Source organism: Orenia metallireducens (assembly GCF_003001995.1).
GTDB classification, from domain to species: Bacteria; Bacillota; Halanaerobiia; order Halobacteroidales; family Halobacteroidaceae; genus Orenia; species Orenia metallireducens_B.
In genome coordinates this window covers 1-18,284 of sequence record NZ_PVNB01000035.1, presented here as the reverse complement: position 1 = coordinate 18,284, position 18,284 = coordinate 1, and the positions used below count along the sequence as shown (strand labels likewise).

Below are 18,284 nucleotides of genomic sequence, written 5' to 3'. Positions count from 1 at the left end.
AAAGCAAATGAAAAGAGTTTTAATATTCTTTTTATCATTGTTATTGGCATTTTCGTTAGTGGCTTGTAAATCTGAAAGTAGTACTTCAAAAGCCACAGTAAGTAATAATCCTAGCCTTAGTAATCTTGATTTACTCCAAGAGTTTGATAAATTTAAAAATAAGATAGATAATATATCAAGTATTAGCAAGAAAGAAAAGGAGATTGATAAGCTGATAAAGAGAATTGGAGTAGGGAATTTTCCTCTAATTCAAGATAATAATATTATCTTTCTCTATAGGGCAGAGTCTAAAGAGAAGGATATAGCCTTTATAAGTGATTTAAGCAACTGGAAAAAGATAAAATTGGAGCAATTAGCTGATACGAGTTTGTATTATCTTCACCTTAAGGCTCCAGCAGGTTCACGCTTTGATTATAAATTTATGGTAGATAGAGAGCTAAAAAATGACCCACTTAATAATAATACTATAATAAATGGTGTTTTTGGACTTAATAGTCAAGTGATTATGCCCAAATATCATAGTCAGGGATATTGGAAAGGTGATTTAGAGATAAAGAAGGGTCATCTCAATAAAAAAATAATTGGAGAGATAGAGGTATCTATCTACTTACCAGCAGATTATGAAGAAAACCCTAGCAAGGGATACCCAGTACTATATTTTCTAGGTGGCGATAAGTATTTAAAATATGGAGATATTACTAATACCCTTGATAAGATGACTGCTAAAAATAAGATCGATCAAGTCATTGGAGTTTTTATCGATTCTAAAGATTTATCCTCTGAAGATGAAATAACTAGTCATCTTATTAAAAGAATAATTGCTTATGTTGATGGAGAATATTCTACTCTAGCTGATGCAAATAAGAGGGTATTGATAGGATATGATATCTTTGCAGAATTAGCCCTGGATACTATCTTAGATGATAATGGGATAGTTACTAGTTATCTTGGTCAATCCCCTTTATTATCTGAACAGAGTATTAAACTATTAACAGATAATCCACAAGAGAATATCCGTTTTTATCTACATTGGGGTAAATTTGCTAATGAACAGCAGCAGATTAATAACTTTAAAATGATTAAAAGGTTGAAGGAAGCTGGTTATCAATATAAAGCTGAAATCAATTTAGATGGTAATGATTGGGGCAATTGGAGGGAGAATATTGCTCAAGGTTTAGAATACATCTTATCTGATAAACACTCTGCTAATGGGGTTGATAGCTTGGCAATTAAGGAGGACTTTGCTGGGCAATATCCCAATTATTTTGAAATAGAAAATAATGAAAGTATAGTAACTGAGCAAGGTGATGGAAGTTATCAAATTACTTTTAAAGATAGTAGCTTTGTTAAGCTTAGCCACTATCAATTCAGTAGTTTTAACTTTGAAAGTAAATTAGAGTTACTAAGTGATGCTCCCTTTGCTTTAGTATTCTCTGGAGAGCAAAAATATACTCTAATGATTGATAGTCAACAGAGATTAATTACTATCTTTGGTGATGGTGGTGAAGAGTTATACCATAAAGGGATTGGTGATTTAATACCAATGAAGAGCATTAAACTTATAGCTAAAGATAATAAACTGAATATATATCTAAATAATAAGGGGATAGCTAAGGTTGACTTTAGTACAGAGACAGGTAAGTATTTATCTATCTTGGGAATAAAAGGAACTAAAGTAAGGCTTAATAATCTATCTATCGAGGAAGAATTTTAAGAGCAACTGATTTAAATCAGTTGCTCTTTCTTATCTCTATCAGTTTTTTGGGTATATTAGCAGTATAGATATATTCAGCTTGGAATTGTCCTTGATAGTCTTCAAAGGGGATAGCAACTGCAATCTCTCTGACCTTATCCCAAAATTCTTCTGGTACAGAGTAATCTTCATTTAATTGCAAGATGCTATCAGCAATAAGGTGTGGAAAAGCATATAATTTATTTAAGTTTAGTTTATTGATATTTATTTCTATATGGATATCTTGGTTAACTGGTTCACCCCAGAAGTAGATTCCTAGAGGTCTTTGAACTTTATCATCGATAAAATTAGTGATATCTCTGGGGTTTTTAGCATTCTTTAACCCCTCTTGTTTGATTGTCTCTATAGCCTCTGTGATTGCTACTGGATTATCCTCATTAATAAAGTGGTATAATCTATCGGGAATATATTCTGGCTTTGGCAACTGATAATATAGACTTTCAAACTCTAAAAGCTTCTCTTCCTGTTCTATGAGTGATAAAGGTCTTTTTTTGATTTTAAGCATTTTACTTCCTCCCTTAATTAAAATTTTATCCAAAATCAAGTGAAAATATTTAAAGAGAAGGTGAGTTTGATTTTGAAGTGATAGTTAATGGGTATATTGCGACACTTTAGCTACTAGTTTCTAGCCTTTGGCTATTAGCTAAGAACTTATAAAGCTAGAGGCTAGTAGCCAGTAGCTAGTGGCTATTAAAAAGTGTCGTATTATCTATCTATAACACTATATTCAGATTTTAGAGCTAAATATTTAAGTTATCCCCTTGAGGATATTTGAATCTTAGTATAAGATAATAGTTGTATTATGCTGCTTTAAGTTTATTTAACGGATCTTTGTTAATTCTTAGATATAGATTGGGAGTGAAGTAATGGAGAAGAAGGAGAAGATAATTGGAATTATGGGTGGTACCTTCGACCCAATTCATAATGGACATTTATTGACAGCAGAGTGTGCAGCCTATCAATATAATCTAGATGAGGTGATCTTTGTGCCATCAGGTAATCCACCACATAAGGTAGAGAAGAGAATTACCGATGCTGAAGATAGGTATTTGATGTGTATGTTAGCGATTATGAGTAATCCTAAGTTTAGAGTCTCTAGAATGGAGATTGATAGGGTCGGCTTGTCTTATACAATAGATACAGTTAGGGAGTTTAAAAGTCTATATCCAGAAGCTAAAATTTACTTTATTACTGGTTCTGATGCAATTTTAGAGATATTTACTTGGAAGGATCCTGAAGAGTTGTTGCAAGAGGCTGAGTTTATTGCTGCCACAAGACCTGGCTATTGTTTGTCAGAGTTGGGGCAGGGTATTTATGATTCTCATCTTAACAGTATACATCCATTAGAGATTCCTGGTTTAGCAATCTCTTCAACAGATATTAGAGAGAGAATAATTCAAGGGAGACCAATTAAATATCAATTGCCAGAGACAGTAGAGATGTATATTAAAAAGCATAATTTATATAAATAGTGGATAGGAAAAATTCGATTGGGGATTTTTCCTTCACGAACAGTCTACAGGATTCGTGGTAAGAGTGACGAGCAATGAGTAAAATATTTAAATTTTTTAGTACTATCCAAACTTGCTTAGTCATAATTTGGGTTTGATGCCACTTATAATCGCAAAAATTGTGGAATAGCTATTAATTTTACTGGTGAATCTATAAATTAATTGAAAAAAATTATATTTATGTTATGATAAAGGAGAACGCTAAAAATAATAACAGTTGGTTTTTAAGTTGATATATAGCTTAGTAGACTTCATGAACACTATTTATTTCAGGTAATTTCATAATAAAGATAGGTTTGAGATTTTATATGTCTTTATAATAAAGCTACATATAGAGGGGTATTCTTATAAGAACTCTATGAGATTGAATGCTAATACATAAATTCAGTGTGTTAGCAGTATAAGTGTATAGTGTAGTTGGCTATTTAGTTTTCCTTAATGAATTTAGCTGAGATAATTGGGCTTAATGATGATTAAGATAGTTACTGAAAAATTATTATTTATGCAACTATTTATTATCAGATGCACATATTATATATATATCATAAGGAAGCTGACTAACAGAAAAGGAAGTGTAATAATTATATGGAAACAAAGAGATTTGATGAATTAAACTTATCTGAGGAGATAAGAAAAGCAGTTGAGGATATGGGGTTTGAAGAGGCTACTCCAATTCAGACACAGTCTATTCCTCATATATTATCTGGAAGAGATGTAATTGGGCAAGCTCAAACTGGTACAGGTAAGACTGCTGCTTTTGGAATTCCTGCTTTAGAGAATGTTGATGAGAATGATAAGAGTGTCCAATCACTTATTTTATGTCCTACAAGAGAATTAGCTATTCAAGTAGCTGAAGAGTTAAAGAGGCTTGCAAAGTATAAAAGGCAGGTCAAGATTGTACCGATATATGGTGGACAGTCTATTAATCGTCAGATTAAAGCTCTGAAAAAAGGTGTGCAGATTGTAATTGGAACACCTGGACGAGTGATGGATCATATGAGACGCCGTACTTTAAAATTAGATAATTTAAAGATGATTATCTTAGATGAAGCCGATGAAATGTTAAATATGGGATTTAGAGATGACATCGAGACAATTCTAGAAGGTATCGAAGGGGAGAGACAGACAATCTTCTTCTCTGCTACTATGCCTAAACCTATCTTAGATTTAAGAAAGAAGTATCAAAAGAATCCTCAACTAGTTAAGGTGGTACATAAGAAATTAACTGTGCCAAATATAGAACAAGGATACTTTGAAGTTAAGAAGAGAAATAAGTTAGAAATTACAACACGTTTAATTGATATTTATAGTCCTAAACTCTCTATAATCTTTTGTAATACTAGAAGACAAGTTGATGAACTTGTAATCCAGTTACAAGCTCGTGGTTACTTTGTAGACGGATTACATGGTGGACTTAATCAACCACAGAGAGATAGAGTTATGAGCAAATTTAAAGGTGGTACTGTAGAAATCTTAGTAGCCACTGACGTAGCAGCAAGAGGTATTGATATCGATGATATAGAGTTGGTATTCAATTATGATCTTCCTCAAGATGAGGAGTACTATGTTCATAGAATCGGTAGAACAGGTCGTGCTGGTAGAACAGGTCGTGCCTTTACTTTCGTGTCAGGTAAAGAGATTTATAAGTTAAAGAGAATTGAAAAGTATACAAAGACTAGAATCGAGAGAATGCATGTACCATCAGCTAGTGATGTAGAAGAGATTAAGATGAAGTTACTTTTAGAGGATGTTTTTGGTATTTTAGAGGGCGAAAAGCTATCTAAAGAGATTAAGATGATTGAAAATTTAATTGAGGAAGAGTATACTTCAATTGATGTAGCAGCAGCTTTATTAAAGTTATTAATTGAAAATGATAATAATAAAGAAGAAGCAGAAGTTGAAGACTTTGGTGATACTGGTGCTGAGCCTGGAATGGTTAGGTTATTTATCAATATCGGTAAGAAGCAGAAGATTAGCCCTGCTGACATTCTAGGAGCAATTGCTGGAGAGACTAGTATCTCTGGAGATTTGGTTGGATTGATTGATATCTTTGATGGATTTACCTTTGTAGAGGTGCCAAGAGAATATGCTGGTGAAGTTATCAATGTTATGAAGAACAATACTATCAAAGGTAAGACGATAGATATAGAACCAGCTAATCCAAGATAAAGTTCAGTAATGAGTAACTAGTGACGAGTAGAGATTTTAAAATATTATATAAATACCTAATAAGAAGTTGCCAATTGGCAACTTCTTATTATAATATCAATTATATAAATTTAGGTTATTGAATAATTATTGAGTTTGTTTTGGTTTTTTTGGAAAAGTAAGCGGTATATGGTATCAAATAGAAATTTATTATAAATTATAAAATTTAGATGATAGCAGAAAAAATTAATAAGTAGTATTAGCGTTTTTCCTGCTTGTAATGATTTTTTGCCTACTTTTTTATCTATGGAAAAAAGGTAGGTCGCCATTAGGCGAAACCTGATTTAAAAATTTATGGTTAAGGATATAAATATGAGTATTAGATTTTAAATATCCAAGAAGGCAAAATTAAAAAGTGTTATCTTTGTAAGGAGGGAAGAACAATTGACTGAAAATCAAGCAATAGAAAAGCTATCAACAATGATTGGTGAGAAGCGATTAAAGCATACCCTAGGAGTACGGGACACTGCTATTGACCTTGCTAAAAAGTATGATGTTGATGTTGAGAAAGCAAGGTGGGCAGGGTTATTACATGATTGTGCTAAGAGAATATCCAATAATCTCCTATTGCAAAGAGCAGAGGAGTTTGGTATAGTGATAGATGATATTTATAAAAGAGTTCCTACTTTATTGCATGCTCCTATAGGTGCTGAGATTGCCAAAAGGGAGTTTGGGATTGATGATGTAGATATTTTAAATGCAATCTCTTTGCATACTTTAGGCCATAAAGATATGACTACTTTAGATAAGATTATATTCTTAGCAGATTATATTGAGCCCAATAGGGACTGTGAAGCAATTAATCAGTTAAGAGAGTCTATAAAAGATAAGTCATTAGATGAAGCTGTAAGATTGGCTTGTGAGAATACACTTAAATATAATTTAGAAGAGGGTAGAGTTATTCATCCTCAGAGTGTTGAGTTGAGGAATTCATTGATTAGTAATTGATAGCTAGTGAGTGCTAAGTAATCTAAAATTGATTATTCTATTGAACTTCTCCTCATTGCTCGTTATGCATCACTGATTACTGCCCTCAAAATTAGAGAGGAAGTGGGATTATGTCCCTAAAAAATAAGGTGACAAAATTTGTTCTGTTGGCTGTAGTCATCTGTTTGGTAGTTGTAGGGGCAGGTCTATTAACTTTTAGTTTTATGTTAAGTAAATCTACTAATATAGAAGAGTCTAATGAGAATAATTCAATTCCTATAGCAAAGGAGAGTCAATTAGATGATAAGCTTAATATTCTCCTTTTAGGTTCTGACTCAAAATATAAAGGTCATACTCGGGCAGATACTATCATGGTTGCTAGTATCGATTTAACAGAGCAGAAGGTAGGAATTATCTCTATTCCTAGAGATACAAGGGTAAAGTTGGCTGATCGTAATAGTTATAATAAGATCAATGCTGCTTACTCTTATGATGGGGTAGAGTTGACTCAAAGGAGTATAGAAAATTTATTACAGATTGAGATTGACCATTATTTAGAGGTGGATTATCAGGGCTTTATCGATATGGTCAATACTTTAGGAGGTATTGAATTAGAGATAGAGAAGGATCTTCATTATGTAGATCAGGCTGATAATCTCTATATTGATTTGAAAGCTGGGAAGACTAAGTTATCTGGTGAAGATGCCCTATCTTATGTACGCTTTAGACATGATGCTTTAGGTGATTTAGGTAGAATTCAAAGGCAACAGAAGTTCTTAAAGGCAGCATTAGATAAAATTTTAGATGTTAAGACTCTATTTAAAGTTCCAGAGTTGGTTAAAGATTTTAGCCAGAATGTTAAGACCAACTTGGGTTTGAGTAAGATGTTAAAGTTAGCATCTTTTATCCCTAATTTCAGTTTAGAAGAGATTGAGATGGCAATGTTGCCAGGAGAGCCTAAATATATTGATGGAGTTAGCTATTGGCTACCCCATAAAGAGGAGACTAGAGTATTAGTCAATACTTTAATCAGAGATAAATCTTATTTGAATCATAAAGAGTTACAATTGGTTATTCTAAATGGTAATGGTCAGCAAGGTGTAGCCAATGATTTTGCTGATTTACTAGAGCAGCAGGGTTATTCTATTAAGAGAATAGGAAATGCTGATCGTTTTGATTATTCTCAGACTACAATTGTTGCTCCTCAAAATCAATTAGCTAATCTAGAGGATTTATCTAATTATCTCAAGAGTCAATTAGTTGTAGGAGAAGAATCAGAGATTAAGATAATTATCGGTCAGGATATAGACCATATTAGAGCAAAACAAGGAATTGTTAGTTAAATATAGAATAAATACTTTAATAAAAGGATATTATATAGATTTATTAGGAGGTCATATAGTGAAGGAAATCAACACAGAAGAGTTAGCAAAAAAGGTTGCTGAAGCTGCAGATGATAAGAAGGCAGAAGATATTAAGGTTTTAGATATGAGAGGAGTCTCTATCTTAGCAGATTACTTTATTATCTGTAGTGGAGCAGCCGATACCCAAGTTAGAGCTATTATCAATTCCGTTGAAGATGTCCTTGAAGAGGAAGGCATCTATGTTAAAAATAAAGAAGGTATCGATGAAGGAAGATGGGCTGTTTTAGATTATGCCGATGTGATTGTTCATGTCTTCCATAAAAATGAAAGAGAACATTATCAATTAGAGAAGTTATGGGGAGATGCTACTGAGGTTAATTGGCAGAATTAAGTTTAAATCTAAGTCTAAGTTTAATGTCTACTTAGACTTAAGCTTAGACTCATACTTGATTTTAGACTCAGTTCTAACAATATTTTCCCTTGACAAAAATTATTGATTAATCTATAATAATTGTAGTTAAATATTGCTTTATGGCATAGAAGAGGAGTAGTAGGTGTAAACTGAACTCGCCTCGGAGCTATATAGGTGAAGTAGTAGTAGTCTATACGGTTGACAACCGTTATCTTGTTCTATAAAGTGGGTATGTATATGGTTTTGGGGATATAGCTCAGTTGGGAGAGCGCTACACTGGCAGTGTAGAGGTCACCGGTTCGAGCCCGGTTATCTCCACCAATCTTTAATATACCAAATAGGGTGGTACCGCGAGAAACTCTCGTCCCTACTAAAGAGCTTATCTTTATTAGGGGTGAGGGTTTTTTGTGTATTAATATAAAATCACATTGTATAGCTGATATTATCAAGTACATAATATAAATTTTTTAACTATCAGGTATTAATCATTATTAACTAAAAACAGGAGGTTAAGTTGATGAAAGGAAGATATGATTACAAAAATGTTGAGCCAAAATGGCAACAGAGTTGGGAAGATACTCAACTATATAAGAGTGAAGTTATTAATGCGCCTAAATATTATGTTTTAGAGATGTTTCCTTATCCATCTGGGAATTTACATATGGGGCATGTCAGAAATTACTCTTTAGGTGATGTCTTTGCCCGCTATAAAAGAATGGAAGGGTATAATGTCTTACATCCAATGGGCTGGGATTCCTTTGGGTTGCCTGCTGAGAATGCAGCAATCAAGCATGGTATTCATCCTAATAGTTGGACTTGGGATAATATCGCTAATATGAGAAAGCAGTTTAAGATGCTAGGCTTAAGCTATGATTGGGATAGAGAGGTAGCTACTTGCCATCCTGATTATTATAAATGGACTCAATGGTTATTCTTAGAATTATATAAGAAAGGTCTGGCTTATAAGCAGAAGGCTAATGTTAACTGGTGCCCAAGCTGTCAAACAGTCCTTGCTAATGAGCAGGTAGTTAATGGAGAGTGTGAGCGTTGTGATAGCGAGGTAATAGATAAGGATTTAGAGCAATGGTTCTTCAAGATTACTGATTATGCAGAGGAGCTATTAAATGATCATAAATTATTAAAAAATTGGCCAGACCGAGTTAAGACGATGCAGAATAACTGGATTGGTCGCAGTGAAGGGGCTCAAATTAAATTCAAGATAAAGGATAGTGATGAACAGATAGAGGTCTTTACTACTCGCCCTGATACTATCTTTGGTGCTACATATATGGTATTGGCTCCTGAGCATCCATTGGTTAAGAAGCTAGTAGTTGGTACTGATAAAGAAGAGGAAGTTATGAGTTTTATTGCTAAAATGAAGGAGCAAGATGAAGAAGAGAGAACTGGTTCTGATGCAGAAAAGTTAGGTGTAGATACAGGAATTAAAGCTATCAATCCGCTAACTGATGAAGAGATTCCAGTTATGATTGCCAATTATGTACTAATGGGATATGGAACTGGTGCTATTATGGCAGTACCTGCCCATGACCAACGTGACTTTGAATTTGCTAAGAAGTATGATTTAGAAATTAAGGTTGTAGTGCAAGGGGAAAAAGAGTTAAAGGGAGCAGACTTGACTGAAGCCTATACAGAGAAAGGAAAGGTTGTTAACTCTGATTTCTTAAATGGATTGAGCTTTAAAGAGGCTTTTACTAAGATTGTTGCTCACTTAGAAGCAGAGGGTATTGGTAAAAAAGAGGTTAATTATCGTTTAAGAGATTGGTTAATCTCTCGCCAAAGATATTGGGGTACTCCAATTCCAATGATTTATTGTGATGATTGTGGGGTTGTACCAGTACCAGAGAAGGATTTACCAGTTGAATTACCTACTAATGTAAAGTTTACAGGGCAAGGTCAATCACCACTAGCCAATGTAGAGGAATTTGTTAATACTACTTGTCCTAAGTGTGGTAAAGCTGCTAAACGTGAAGTAGATACAATGGATACCTTTGTTGACTCTTCTTGGTACTATATGAGATATACTTGTCCAGAGTTAGCTGATAAGATTGTTGATAAGGATAGAGCTAATTACTGGATGAATGTTGACCAGTATATTGGTGGAATTGAACATGCAATCTTACATTTACTTTATGCAAGATTCTTTATGAAATTTATGAGTGACCAAGGATTGGTTGATTATAAAGAGCCTTTTGACAACCTATTGACTCAAGGGATGGTCTTATTAGATGGTGCTAAGATGTCAAAGTCTAAGGGGAATATCGTTGATCCTATGGAGATCTTGGAGAATCATGGTGCTGATGTAGCTAGGTTATTTATTCTATTTGCTGCTCCACCAGAGAGAGATTTAGATTGGAGTGACGAGGGAGTAGAAGGTGCTGAACGATTCTTAAATCGTGTCTGGAGATTGGTATCTGAGCATATTAATGACTTAAAAGTAGCTACTGGTGACTATTCATTAAATAATAAGCTGGAAAAAGAGCTACACCGTCAGTTACATGTAGCGATTAGGAGTGTAACTGTAGATGTTGCAGAGCGTCAACAGTTCAATACTGCTATCAGTTCAATTATGGAATTGGTTAATGCTGCTTATAAGTATTTAAATGAAATTGATAGTGAAGAGGTAAATTATTCATTATATAGAGAGGTTGTAGAGACTGTTATCCTATTATTAGCTCCTTTTGCACCACATATGACTGAGGAGTTATGGTCAGAGCTAGGATATCAGGAGAGTGTTCATCTACAAAGTTGGCCAGAGTATGATGAAGAGGCTACTAAGAAGGATGAAATTACAATAGTTGTCCAGGTTAATGGTAAGGTAAGGGATAAGGTAGAAGTTGCAGCTGATATTGACCCTGAAGAGTTAAAGAGAATTGTTAAGGAACAAGATAAGGTACAAGAGTATCTTGAAGGCAAGACTATTATCAAGGAGATTGTTGTTCCTAAGAGATTGGTCAATATTGTTGTCAAGTAGAATGATTATTAAAGCTTGCACCTGCTAGGTGTAAGCTTTTTAGTATTTTTATGAAAGTGTATAAGGAGAGAATAAGATGAGGAATCAATCACAAGGAAGTTATGAATATGCTAATATGGTTTTAATTGATGAGTTATTGGAGTTTTTTAGTTCAAAGGGCTATGCTGAGAAGATACGACCAGTGCTTAATAATTTTATTAAAAGGCTTGGTTATGTCTTTTTAGAAGAGCTATCTAGAGCAGAGCATGATTTCTTTCTGACTACGGCTTTATTTGATTATCCTATAAGAGATAATAAGACGGTTATCCAACTTTTCAAGCAGGAGAAGTCTACTCTATCTATAGAGGAGGAAGAGATTTTAGAGGAGTTATTGAATTTATCCTTGGGTATTTATCAAGTAGTAGATATTGATGATAATTATGCTTATTTACTTTATGATTTTTATACTAAAAAAAGATTAGTATTATCTTTAGAAACCTTAGATAAAGACTATGATGATATTATTCAGGTGGGCAATATTATGATTGCTAGATTGGCTAAGATAGGAGAGGAATGTCAGCCAGTAGGTCCTTTTAATATCTTGCCTGGTGATGCTAGAGAATTAATTATAGAAGAGGTTAATAATAGAATTAGTAACTATCGAGAGTCTTTAGAAGGAGAATTTAGCGAAGAGGAGTTACTAAAGAAGTTCTTCAAAAGTAATGGTTTGGAGATCTTTTATCTGCTAAATGATATAGAGAACTCAATAGAGGAGGACTTATTGAACTTCCCAGAGGAGGAATACTATCCTAATAAATTATATGAAGCAACCTACAAGGTACAGTCTAAGAATTTGGTGATAAATAAGTTATCATCCCACCCCAATATAGAATATGACTCTTCAGAAGGTGGACTTGACTTTTTAGTTTGGATTTCAGAAGAGCCAATTGATGGTGAAGGTTATGATTATAGGATTTATGGTAGATTCATAATTGATGATAAGAAGATGTTATTCCATTCAGATATTTTAGAAAAATTTGAAGAAGGTAAAGAGATAATTAAGAATATGTTGAGCTTTTCGGTTATTTATGATAAAGAACGAATTTTGAATATAGATAAAGATAATGATATTCCTTTTGAGATGTTAGAGAATATTTTGGAGAGTTTACCAATAGACTTTGATGATAGCTTAGAAGGTGATAATATTTTTGAGCTTTTAAGTAGTTTTAAAGGAAGGCAACAGCTTAACTTATTTTTAGAGTTGTTACAGATTCATGTTGAGGGGCTTGGCGAGGATTCTCAGGAACTAGAAGCGATTTTGAGACTACAAAATTTAATAGACCTATATAAGCAAGAGGAGGATTTTGAGGCTCAAGATGGTGTAGAGAGATTATTAGTAGAGACTATGGATGATTTTTATGATATAAATGAAGTTAATGAAGCTCTGTTGTTATGGAGAGATTATAAGAAGTCTGTAGAGATGATAAGGGGTAGAGATAAGAGTTGGGCAGGTGCTGTTGAGTATATTATCAGTGACCTTAGAGGATATGATTTTACTCAAGAGGAGGTTGCTCAAAAGTATGATGTTAGTAGTGTTACTATCTCTAAAAAGTATCGAGAGATAGCTGATACTTTACGGTTGTTTGAGTTATAGGATTTAATTATAAATATGATGTTTTATATTTATATTGTGACACTTTTTTATTAGACAATTAGGGATTGGGTGGTTAGGTAGTTGGATTTTCCTAACCCCTACCCGCCTACCTCCTAAAGGTCTATTTTTTATTTTAATTCTCACTTTAAATTCTCACTTTAAATTCATACATTTATATTTTTAAGGGCAGCCATCAAAGGGTTGCTCTTTTTTTATAGTATAACTGGTATAAAAATATATTAAAAGTTAACAATAAGCAATCAGGAGGTGAAGAGATGCTCAGGATTCGTAAGAGAGAAGATTATATCTTATTGCTGCTGATTGTTGCGATTATTCTGGCTACTCTGTTATTATTCTTCAAAAATAATGATTTTAACACTGAAGATGCTATTCAAATTGAAAGAAGTTCTGCCAAAGAAGAAGTGCTTAGTCAGGTAGAAAGGATAGAGGGTAAAGTTAACTATCAGAAAGAGGAATCTAAAAGAGCTGATATTTTGATAGTACAGCTAGGTGGAGCTGTACAAAATCCAGGTGTCTATAAATGCCAAGTAGGAGAGAGAATCTATCAATTATTAAAAAAGGCAGGAGGAGTTAGTGCAGAGGCTAACTTAGATAGTGTCAATTTAGTTGATGAGGTCAAGGATGGTCAGAAGGTTATCATACCAGCTAATAAAGCCATTGAAGAAACTTCTCACTTGCTATCTCCTCAGGCTACTAATAAGGTAAATATCAATACTGCTAGTAAAGAGAGATTAGAACAACTAAAAGGGGTAGGACCTTCGACAGCTGAAAAGATTATTGAATATAGAAAACAGCAGGGGGGCTTTAGTAGTGTAGAAGAATTAACTAATGTTCCTGGAATAGGGCCTAAGACTTTGGAAAAGCTCAAAAGTCAGATTGCTTATTAAAGTCCGTCGTCCTTTAGTAGAGATTTTTATTTTATTGGTACTGGGGTTGATTGTAGCAAGTTATCTCCCAATAGATTTTACTTATCTAAATCTATTAGAGGGAGTAGTTATTATTTTAGTATTAATAGCGAGTTATCTTTGGAAACAAAAATCATCAAAGGTTAGGGCTATAGTTTATTTTATAATCTTCTTATTGGGATTTGTTTATCTACAGTCTGTAGAATTAAACTGGGAGAATGATAAATTAGGAGCAGTAATAGGCGATAAGGTTAAATTAGTAGCTAAGGTTCTAAAAGCAAGTGATAAAGGCTATAGCAAGGAGTATCTCCTTACTGATATTAGGATTACTGATAGGGGTATTTATAGCGATAAAGAGATACTATTGTCGGCTTATAAGATAGACCCTAAGTTAGGATATGGGGATATCATCGAGCTAGATACTAGACTAGAGCTGGCTGATGCTCAACATAACCCAGGGGGATTCTCTTATCGCAATTATTTAAAGCAACAAGGTATTTATGGAGTTGCAAAGGTTAATAGTTATGAAGAGCTTAGAGTGGTAGCTAATAGGGCTAACTTTATCATGAGGAGTCTATTCAAGTTAAGAGAGGAGATTAAATCTTTAATTCAGAGGTATTTTTATCAACCATATAATTATATCTTAGAAGCATTACTCTTAGGTGATAAGTCACTATTACCTGATAGAATAGAGGATAATTTCAGAAGACTTGGTTTAAGTCACTTATTAGTTATCTCGGGATTTCATATTGGTCTGCTAAGTTATCTACTCTATCTAATTGGAAAAAGGCTAAATTTTTCTAAAAGGTTGAATCTAATATTTAACCTTATTTTTTTAAGCTCTTACTTAATTATTACAGGTTGTCAATTACCTAGCTTGCGGGCTGTACTACTTATCTTTTTAGTATTATTAGGAAATTATCTGGAGAGAAGAATAGATATGTATAATCTATTAGCTGGTGTGGGAATTATTATTCTCTTGATCAACCCCTTTAGCCTCTTCACAGTCAGTTTTCAGCTTTCCTTTGGGGCAGTGGTGGCGATTAGCTTTTTGACTCCTGTTATCTCTAGTTATCTGCCAATCAAGAATGATAAATTGAATAATTTGATTTCAGGCTCTTTAGCAGCACAACTAGGACTATTGCCGTTATTGAGCTATTATTTTTATGAAATTTCTTTATTGAGTGTATTGAGCAATCTACTGATTATGCCTTTAATTAGCTTAGTTTTATGGATAGGTGTCTTTTTTGTTTTAGCTGCTCTAATGAGGGTAGTTATTATTGCCAAATTATTGGCTATTATAATTAAAGTGATATTATGTCTGGTTTTAAAGATAGTTAACTTGATAGCAGATACCTTTATTACTACTTTATTAGTAGGAAAGCCAACTATACTTACTATAGTTCTTTACTACCTTATTATTTATTCTTTAGTTAAAGTTTTAAAGCCTAGACTAATCCCTTACAGTAAGAATTATAAATTACATAGTAAAGTTATTATTTTGACTACGATTTTGTTATTGATTATACAATTAGGCTTTGGTGATCTTAATGGTCTGAATATAATCTTCTTATCTGTTGGAAGTGCTGATGGAATCTATCTAGAGACTCCATCCCATCAGAAAATTTTAATAGATGGTGGAAAAGATGGGAAAGAGATTAGAGAATATTTGAGGTCTAGAGGTATTAGGAGGCTAGATATGGCCTTTATCTCCCATTTTCATGCTGATCATGTAGGTGGAATCATCGAATTGATTAAGGAATTTAAGGTGGATAGAATATTCTATCCGCCAATTCTAGAAGAAGATGAATTATCAAGAGAGTTCTTCAAGTTAGCAGAAGATAAGGAAATAAAGGTCACTAAATTATGTAGAGGAGATAATATCAGAGTTTCCCAAGTTAACTTTAAAGTTTTGGCTCCTAGTTTGCCACTAGTTAGTGAGAGTCCAGCCAATAATAACTCTTTAGTGTTAAGATTAATTTATAAAAACTTTAAAGTGCTATTCACTGGTGATTTGGAAATAGAAGGAGAAGAGAGATTACTAGCTAGTAGTGCTAATCTTAGTAGTACAATTTTAAAGGTGGGACACCATGGGAGTAATACTTCAAGCTCTATAGGCTTTATTGATAAAATCAATCCAGCTTTAGCTGTTATTTCAGTTGGAAAGAATAATTATGGACATCCGAGCAGAGAGGTAGTCAATAGGTTTAAGGCAAGAGGGATAAAGGTGTTAAGAACAGATTATTCTGGAGCAGTTACCCTTTGGACAGATGGGCATAGCTATAGATATGAGGAATTTTTGTTAAATCAATAGAAGGTAGATTGCTATGTAGATCAAATTGAAGTTTTTAGTGAAGAATGACGAGTAATAATCTTATCTCTTTACTCGTCACTCATTACTAATTACTGCCTTTAAGGTCTAATAAACATTTGTGTCCAATAAGTTGTTCCATTTGCATCTTTAGCTAAACCAACACCAATTTCAGTGAACTTTTCACTTAGAATGTTTTTGCGGTGTCCAGGAGAGTTCATCCAGCTATTCATTACTGCTTGAGCTGTCTTTTGTCCTTTGGCAATATTCTCACCAGCAGCAGTAAATTGTACTCCAAACTGATCTAACATCTCAAAAGGAGAACCATAAGTTGGAGATTGATGGCTGAAGTAGTTTTTATCACGCATATCTTCTGATTTACGCCTTGCAATACTAGAGACTTGGGAATTATGTTTATAGGGCTGTAATCCCTGTTTTTGTCTCTCTACATTTACTAATTTAACTACTTCTTGTTCAAGAGCACTGATACTTGCATCTGCTACTGGAGCTTGATCTTGTTGAGGAGTCTCTTGTTGTGGTGTATCTTCAGGCATATCCATATCTTCCTGAGGTGTTTGTGGTTGTTCCATATTGTTATTGTCCATTTCAGGTTCTTGAGCTTCTGGTCTTCTATATCTAGTCAGTCTTTCTCTTAAATCTTGTAATCTAGCTCTGTTAGGATTAGGTATATAAACCTTATCTCCAGGATAAATCATATCAGGATCTTCAAAATGTTTATTCATATTGAGAGTATCCATAAAGTTAGCTTGATATTTTTGAGATATTGACCAGATAGTATCACCTTTTTGTACGGTATATACATTTCTATTTTGAGCAGTTACAGGATTAGTATTTAAAAATAATCCACTGACTAGAATACCCATCAAAATAATATATTTTATTCTTTTCATTAGAGATTTCTTCCTTTCAATTTTATTTTTTATAAAATTAAATGAGCGATGATAGCATCGCTCATTTGCTATATTTAGTTGTATGAGTTTAAAGAGTCATCAATTATTGACCAGCTAATTGGTCTTCATAAGCTTGAATCATCTTTTTAACCATTTGACCACCAACACTACCACATTCACGAGAAGTGATGTTACCCCAGTATCCAGATTTATACTCATTGGAGATATTTAACTCAGTAGCAGCTTCTTGTTTAAATTTATCTAAAGCTTGCATAGCCATTGGATTTAAAACTCTATTACTGTTATTACGAATACTCATAACTTATCAGCTCCTTTTAATAGTATAGTTATTGATGTGATTTAGTAGTGTGATTATCCTTGAGGAACGAAGTTACCAGCTTTAGCAGCTAGATTGTAATTATTGTTGTTATCATTAGTAGTAGCATTTTGGATAGCAGAAGTATTAGTAGCTCCAGCACCATTAGCCAATTGGTCTTCATAAGCTTGGATCATCTTTTTAACCATTTGACCACCAACACTACCACATTCACGAGAAGTGATGTTACCCCAATATCCAGATTTATACTCATTGGAAATATTCAACTCAGTAGCAGCTTCTAATTTGAATTTATCTAAAGCTTGCATAGCCATTGGATTTAAAACTCTATTACTGTTATTACGAATACTCATAACTTATCAGCTCCTTTTAATTAGTTTGTTGTAATTTTGATTTTGGTAAATCTATTGGAGTATAAAATTGGTGATTATTGACCAGCTAATTGATCTTCATAAGCTTGGATCATCTTTTTAACCATCTGTCCACCAACACTACCACATTCGCGAGAAGTGATGTTACCCCAGTATCCAGATTTATACTCGTTAGAAACATTTAATTCTTGAGCAGCTTCTAATTTGAACTTGTCCAAAGCTTGAACAGCCATTGGATTTAAAACTCTGTTACTGTTATTTCGAATGCTCATCTTTGTCACCTCCTTTTTAACTTTGTACTCTTATTGTGTGTTCTTTGTTTTGATGATATACTAGCAATTTTTATCTAAAAAACAAAATAATAATAAAAATTATATATAGATAGTAAAAAAGAACTATTAGCCACAACTTAAGACTAATAACACATAAATAAAGAGAAGCAGAACAAGATAAATACTTATTTAATGACTTAAAACAAGAAATTTAAAGTATATTATATTAATTTATAAATTAATAGTACATTTATTATGGAACACCACTTTACAAAAATCAGATAAAACATTTACCTAAAAATAACAAAGTCAGACACCTAAATCCTAGAGATAATAATCATAGTCAATAAAAACTA

15 protein-coding genes and 1 tRNA gene are annotated in these 18,284 nt (G+C 33.3%); 11 read left to right on the top strand and 5 right to left on the bottom strand.

Features of this window, described 5'->3' with window-relative positions:
- The first annotated feature begins 7 nt into the window (after positions 1-7).
- Entirely contained in the window at positions 8-1,714 is a 1,707-nt protein-coding gene (locus BX659_RS16575; protein ID WP_097019364.1) for an alpha/beta hydrolase, read from the top strand.
- 16 nt (positions 1,715-1,730) lie between these two features.
- Here the strand turns inward: BX659_RS16575 and BX659_RS16570 are convergent, their stop codons facing one another.
- The gene (locus BX659_RS16570; RefSeq protein ID WP_097019363.1) at positions 1,731-2,258 is read right to left on the bottom strand and encodes a hypothetical protein; all 528 of its coding nucleotides are present in this window, start codon (positions 2,256-2,258) and stop codon (positions 1,731-1,733) included.
- 361 nt (positions 2,259-2,619) lie between these two features.
- Between BX659_RS16570 and nadD the strand changes: the two genes are divergently transcribed.
- From nadD to BX659_RS16520, 10 genes are all read left to right on the top strand, one after another.
- Positions 2,620-3,225 (top strand): nicotinate-nucleotide adenylyltransferase, encoded by a 606-nt coding sequence (gene nadD, locus BX659_RS16565; protein WP_097019362.1) that lies wholly within the window; start codon positions 2,620-2,622, stop codon positions 3,223-3,225.
- A 624-nt stretch (positions 3,226-3,849) separates the two neighbouring features.
- Complete coding sequence (locus tag BX659_RS16560; protein WP_097019361.1) at positions 3,850-5,433, top strand: DEAD/DEAH box helicase; 1,584 nt, start codon at positions 3,850-3,852, stop codon at positions 5,431-5,433.
- 423 nt (positions 5,434-5,856) lie between these two features.
- Positions 5,857-6,420: a bis(5'-nucleosyl)-tetraphosphatase (symmetrical) YqeK gene (gene yqeK / locus BX659_RS16555; protein WP_253250809.1), complete on the top strand. Its 564-nt coding sequence runs from the start codon at positions 5,857-5,859 to the stop codon at positions 6,418-6,420.
- Between the two features lie 110 nt (positions 6,421-6,530).
- The gene (locus BX659_RS16550) at positions 6,531-7,742 is read left to right on the top strand and encodes an LCP family protein (protein ID WP_097019360.1); all 1,212 of its coding nucleotides are present in this window, start codon (positions 6,531-6,533) and stop codon (positions 7,740-7,742) included.
- Positions 7,743-7,809: 67 nt separating this feature from the next.
- The gene (rsfS, locus tag BX659_RS16545) at positions 7,810-8,154 is read left to right on the top strand and encodes a ribosome silencing factor (protein WP_172432001.1); all 345 of its coding nucleotides are present in this window, start codon (positions 7,810-7,812) and stop codon (positions 8,152-8,154) included.
- A gap of 266 nt (positions 8,155-8,420) precedes the next feature.
- Positions 8,421-8,496: transfer RNA gene (locus BX659_RS16540), tRNA-Ala, on the top strand.
- 196 nt (positions 8,497-8,692) lie between these two features.
- On the top strand, positions 8,693-11,167 hold the full coding sequence (gene leuS, locus BX659_RS16535; protein ID WP_097019358.1) for a leucine--tRNA ligase: 2,475 nt from the start codon (positions 8,693-8,695) through the stop codon (positions 11,165-11,167).
- Positions 11,168-11,243: 76 nt separating this feature from the next.
- On the top strand, positions 11,244-12,800 hold the full coding sequence (locus BX659_RS16530) for a hypothetical protein (RefSeq protein WP_097019357.1): 1,557 nt from the start codon (positions 11,244-11,246) through the stop codon (positions 12,798-12,800).
- A gap of 275 nt (positions 12,801-13,075) precedes the next feature.
- Positions 13,076-13,708: a helix-hairpin-helix domain-containing protein gene (locus BX659_RS16525; protein ID WP_097019356.1), complete on the top strand. Its 633-nt coding sequence runs from the start codon at positions 13,076-13,078 to the stop codon at positions 13,706-13,708.
- Positions 13,698-16,040, top strand: a complete 2,343-nt coding sequence (locus BX659_RS16520; protein ID WP_097019355.1) for a DNA internalization-related competence protein ComEC/Rec2 — start codon at positions 13,698-13,700, stop codon at positions 16,038-16,040. The genes BX659_RS16525 and BX659_RS16520 overlap by 11 nt, the downstream gene beginning before the upstream one ends.
- A 98-nt stretch (positions 16,041-16,138) precedes the next feature.
- Here BX659_RS16520 and BX659_RS16515 read toward each other — a convergent pair whose 3' ends face one another.
- The 4 genes from BX659_RS16515 to BX659_RS16500 all read right to left on the bottom strand — a co-directional run bounded on the left by BX659_RS16515 (position 16,139) and on the right by BX659_RS16500 (position 17,928).
- Positions 16,139-16,948 carry a CAP domain-containing protein gene (locus BX659_RS16515; protein WP_097019354.1) on the bottom strand — a complete coding sequence of 270 codons (810 nt, stop codon included), beginning with the start codon at positions 16,946-16,948 and terminating at the stop codon, positions 16,139-16,141.
- Between the two features lie 103 nt (positions 16,949-17,051).
- Entirely contained in the window at positions 17,052-17,267 is a 216-nt protein-coding gene (locus BX659_RS16510; RefSeq protein WP_097019353.1) for an alpha/beta-type small acid-soluble spore protein, read from the bottom strand.
- A gap of 53 nt (positions 17,268-17,320) precedes the next feature.
- Positions 17,321-17,638, bottom strand: a complete 318-nt coding sequence (locus tag BX659_RS16505; protein WP_097019352.1) for an alpha/beta-type small acid-soluble spore protein — start codon at positions 17,636-17,638, stop codon at positions 17,321-17,323.
- A 74-nt stretch (positions 17,639-17,712) separates the two neighbouring features.
- Positions 17,713-17,928 (bottom strand): alpha/beta-type small acid-soluble spore protein, encoded by a 216-nt coding sequence (locus BX659_RS16500; protein ID WP_097019350.1) that lies wholly within the window; start codon positions 17,926-17,928, stop codon positions 17,713-17,715.
- Positions 17,929-18,284 lie beyond the last annotated feature (356 nt).

Excerpts from the sequence above, each read along its gene's own strand:
- BX659_RS16525 (WP_097019356.1), top strand. The coding sequence starts at position 13,076 with ATGCTCAGGATTCGTAAGAGAGAAGATTATATCTTATTGCTGCTGATT.
- nadD (WP_097019362.1), top strand. The coding sequence starts at position 2,620 with ATGGAGAAGAAGGAGAAGATAATTGGAATTATGGGTGGTACCTTCGAC.
- BX659_RS16530 (WP_097019357.1), top strand. The coding sequence starts at position 11,244 with ATGAGGAATCAATCACAAGGAAGTTATGAATATGCTAATATGGTTTTA.
- leuS (WP_097019358.1), top strand. The coding sequence starts at position 8,693 with ATGAAAGGAAGATATGATTACAAAAATGTTGAGCCAAAATGGCAACAG.
- BX659_RS16510 (WP_097019353.1), bottom strand. The coding sequence starts at position 17,267 with ATGAGTATTCGTAATAACAGTAATAGAGTTTTAAATCCAATGGCTATG.
- BX659_RS16560 (WP_097019361.1), top strand. The coding sequence starts at position 3,850 with ATGGAAACAAAGAGATTTGATGAATTAAACTTATCTGAGGAGATAAGA.
- BX659_RS16505 (WP_097019352.1), bottom strand. The coding sequence starts at position 17,638 with ATGAGTATTCGTAATAACAGTAATAGAGTTTTAAATCCAATGGCTATG.
- BX659_RS16550 (WP_097019360.1), top strand. The coding sequence starts at position 6,531 with ATGTCCCTAAAAAATAAGGTGACAAAATTTGTTCTGTTGGCTGTAGTC.
- BX659_RS16575 (WP_097019364.1), top strand. The coding sequence starts at position 8 with ATGAAAAGAGTTTTAATATTCTTTTTATCATTGTTATTGGCATTTTCG.
- BX659_RS16500 (WP_097019350.1), bottom strand. The coding sequence starts at position 17,928 with ATGAGCATTCGAAATAACAGTAACAGAGTTTTAAATCCAATGGCTGTT.
- BX659_RS16570 (WP_097019363.1), bottom strand. The coding sequence starts at position 2,258 with ATGCTTAAAATCAAAAAAAGACCTTTATCACTCATAGAACAGGAAGAG.
- BX659_RS16515 (WP_097019354.1), bottom strand. The coding sequence starts at position 16,948 with ATGAAAAGAATAAAATATATTATTTTGATGGGTATTCTAGTCAGTGGA.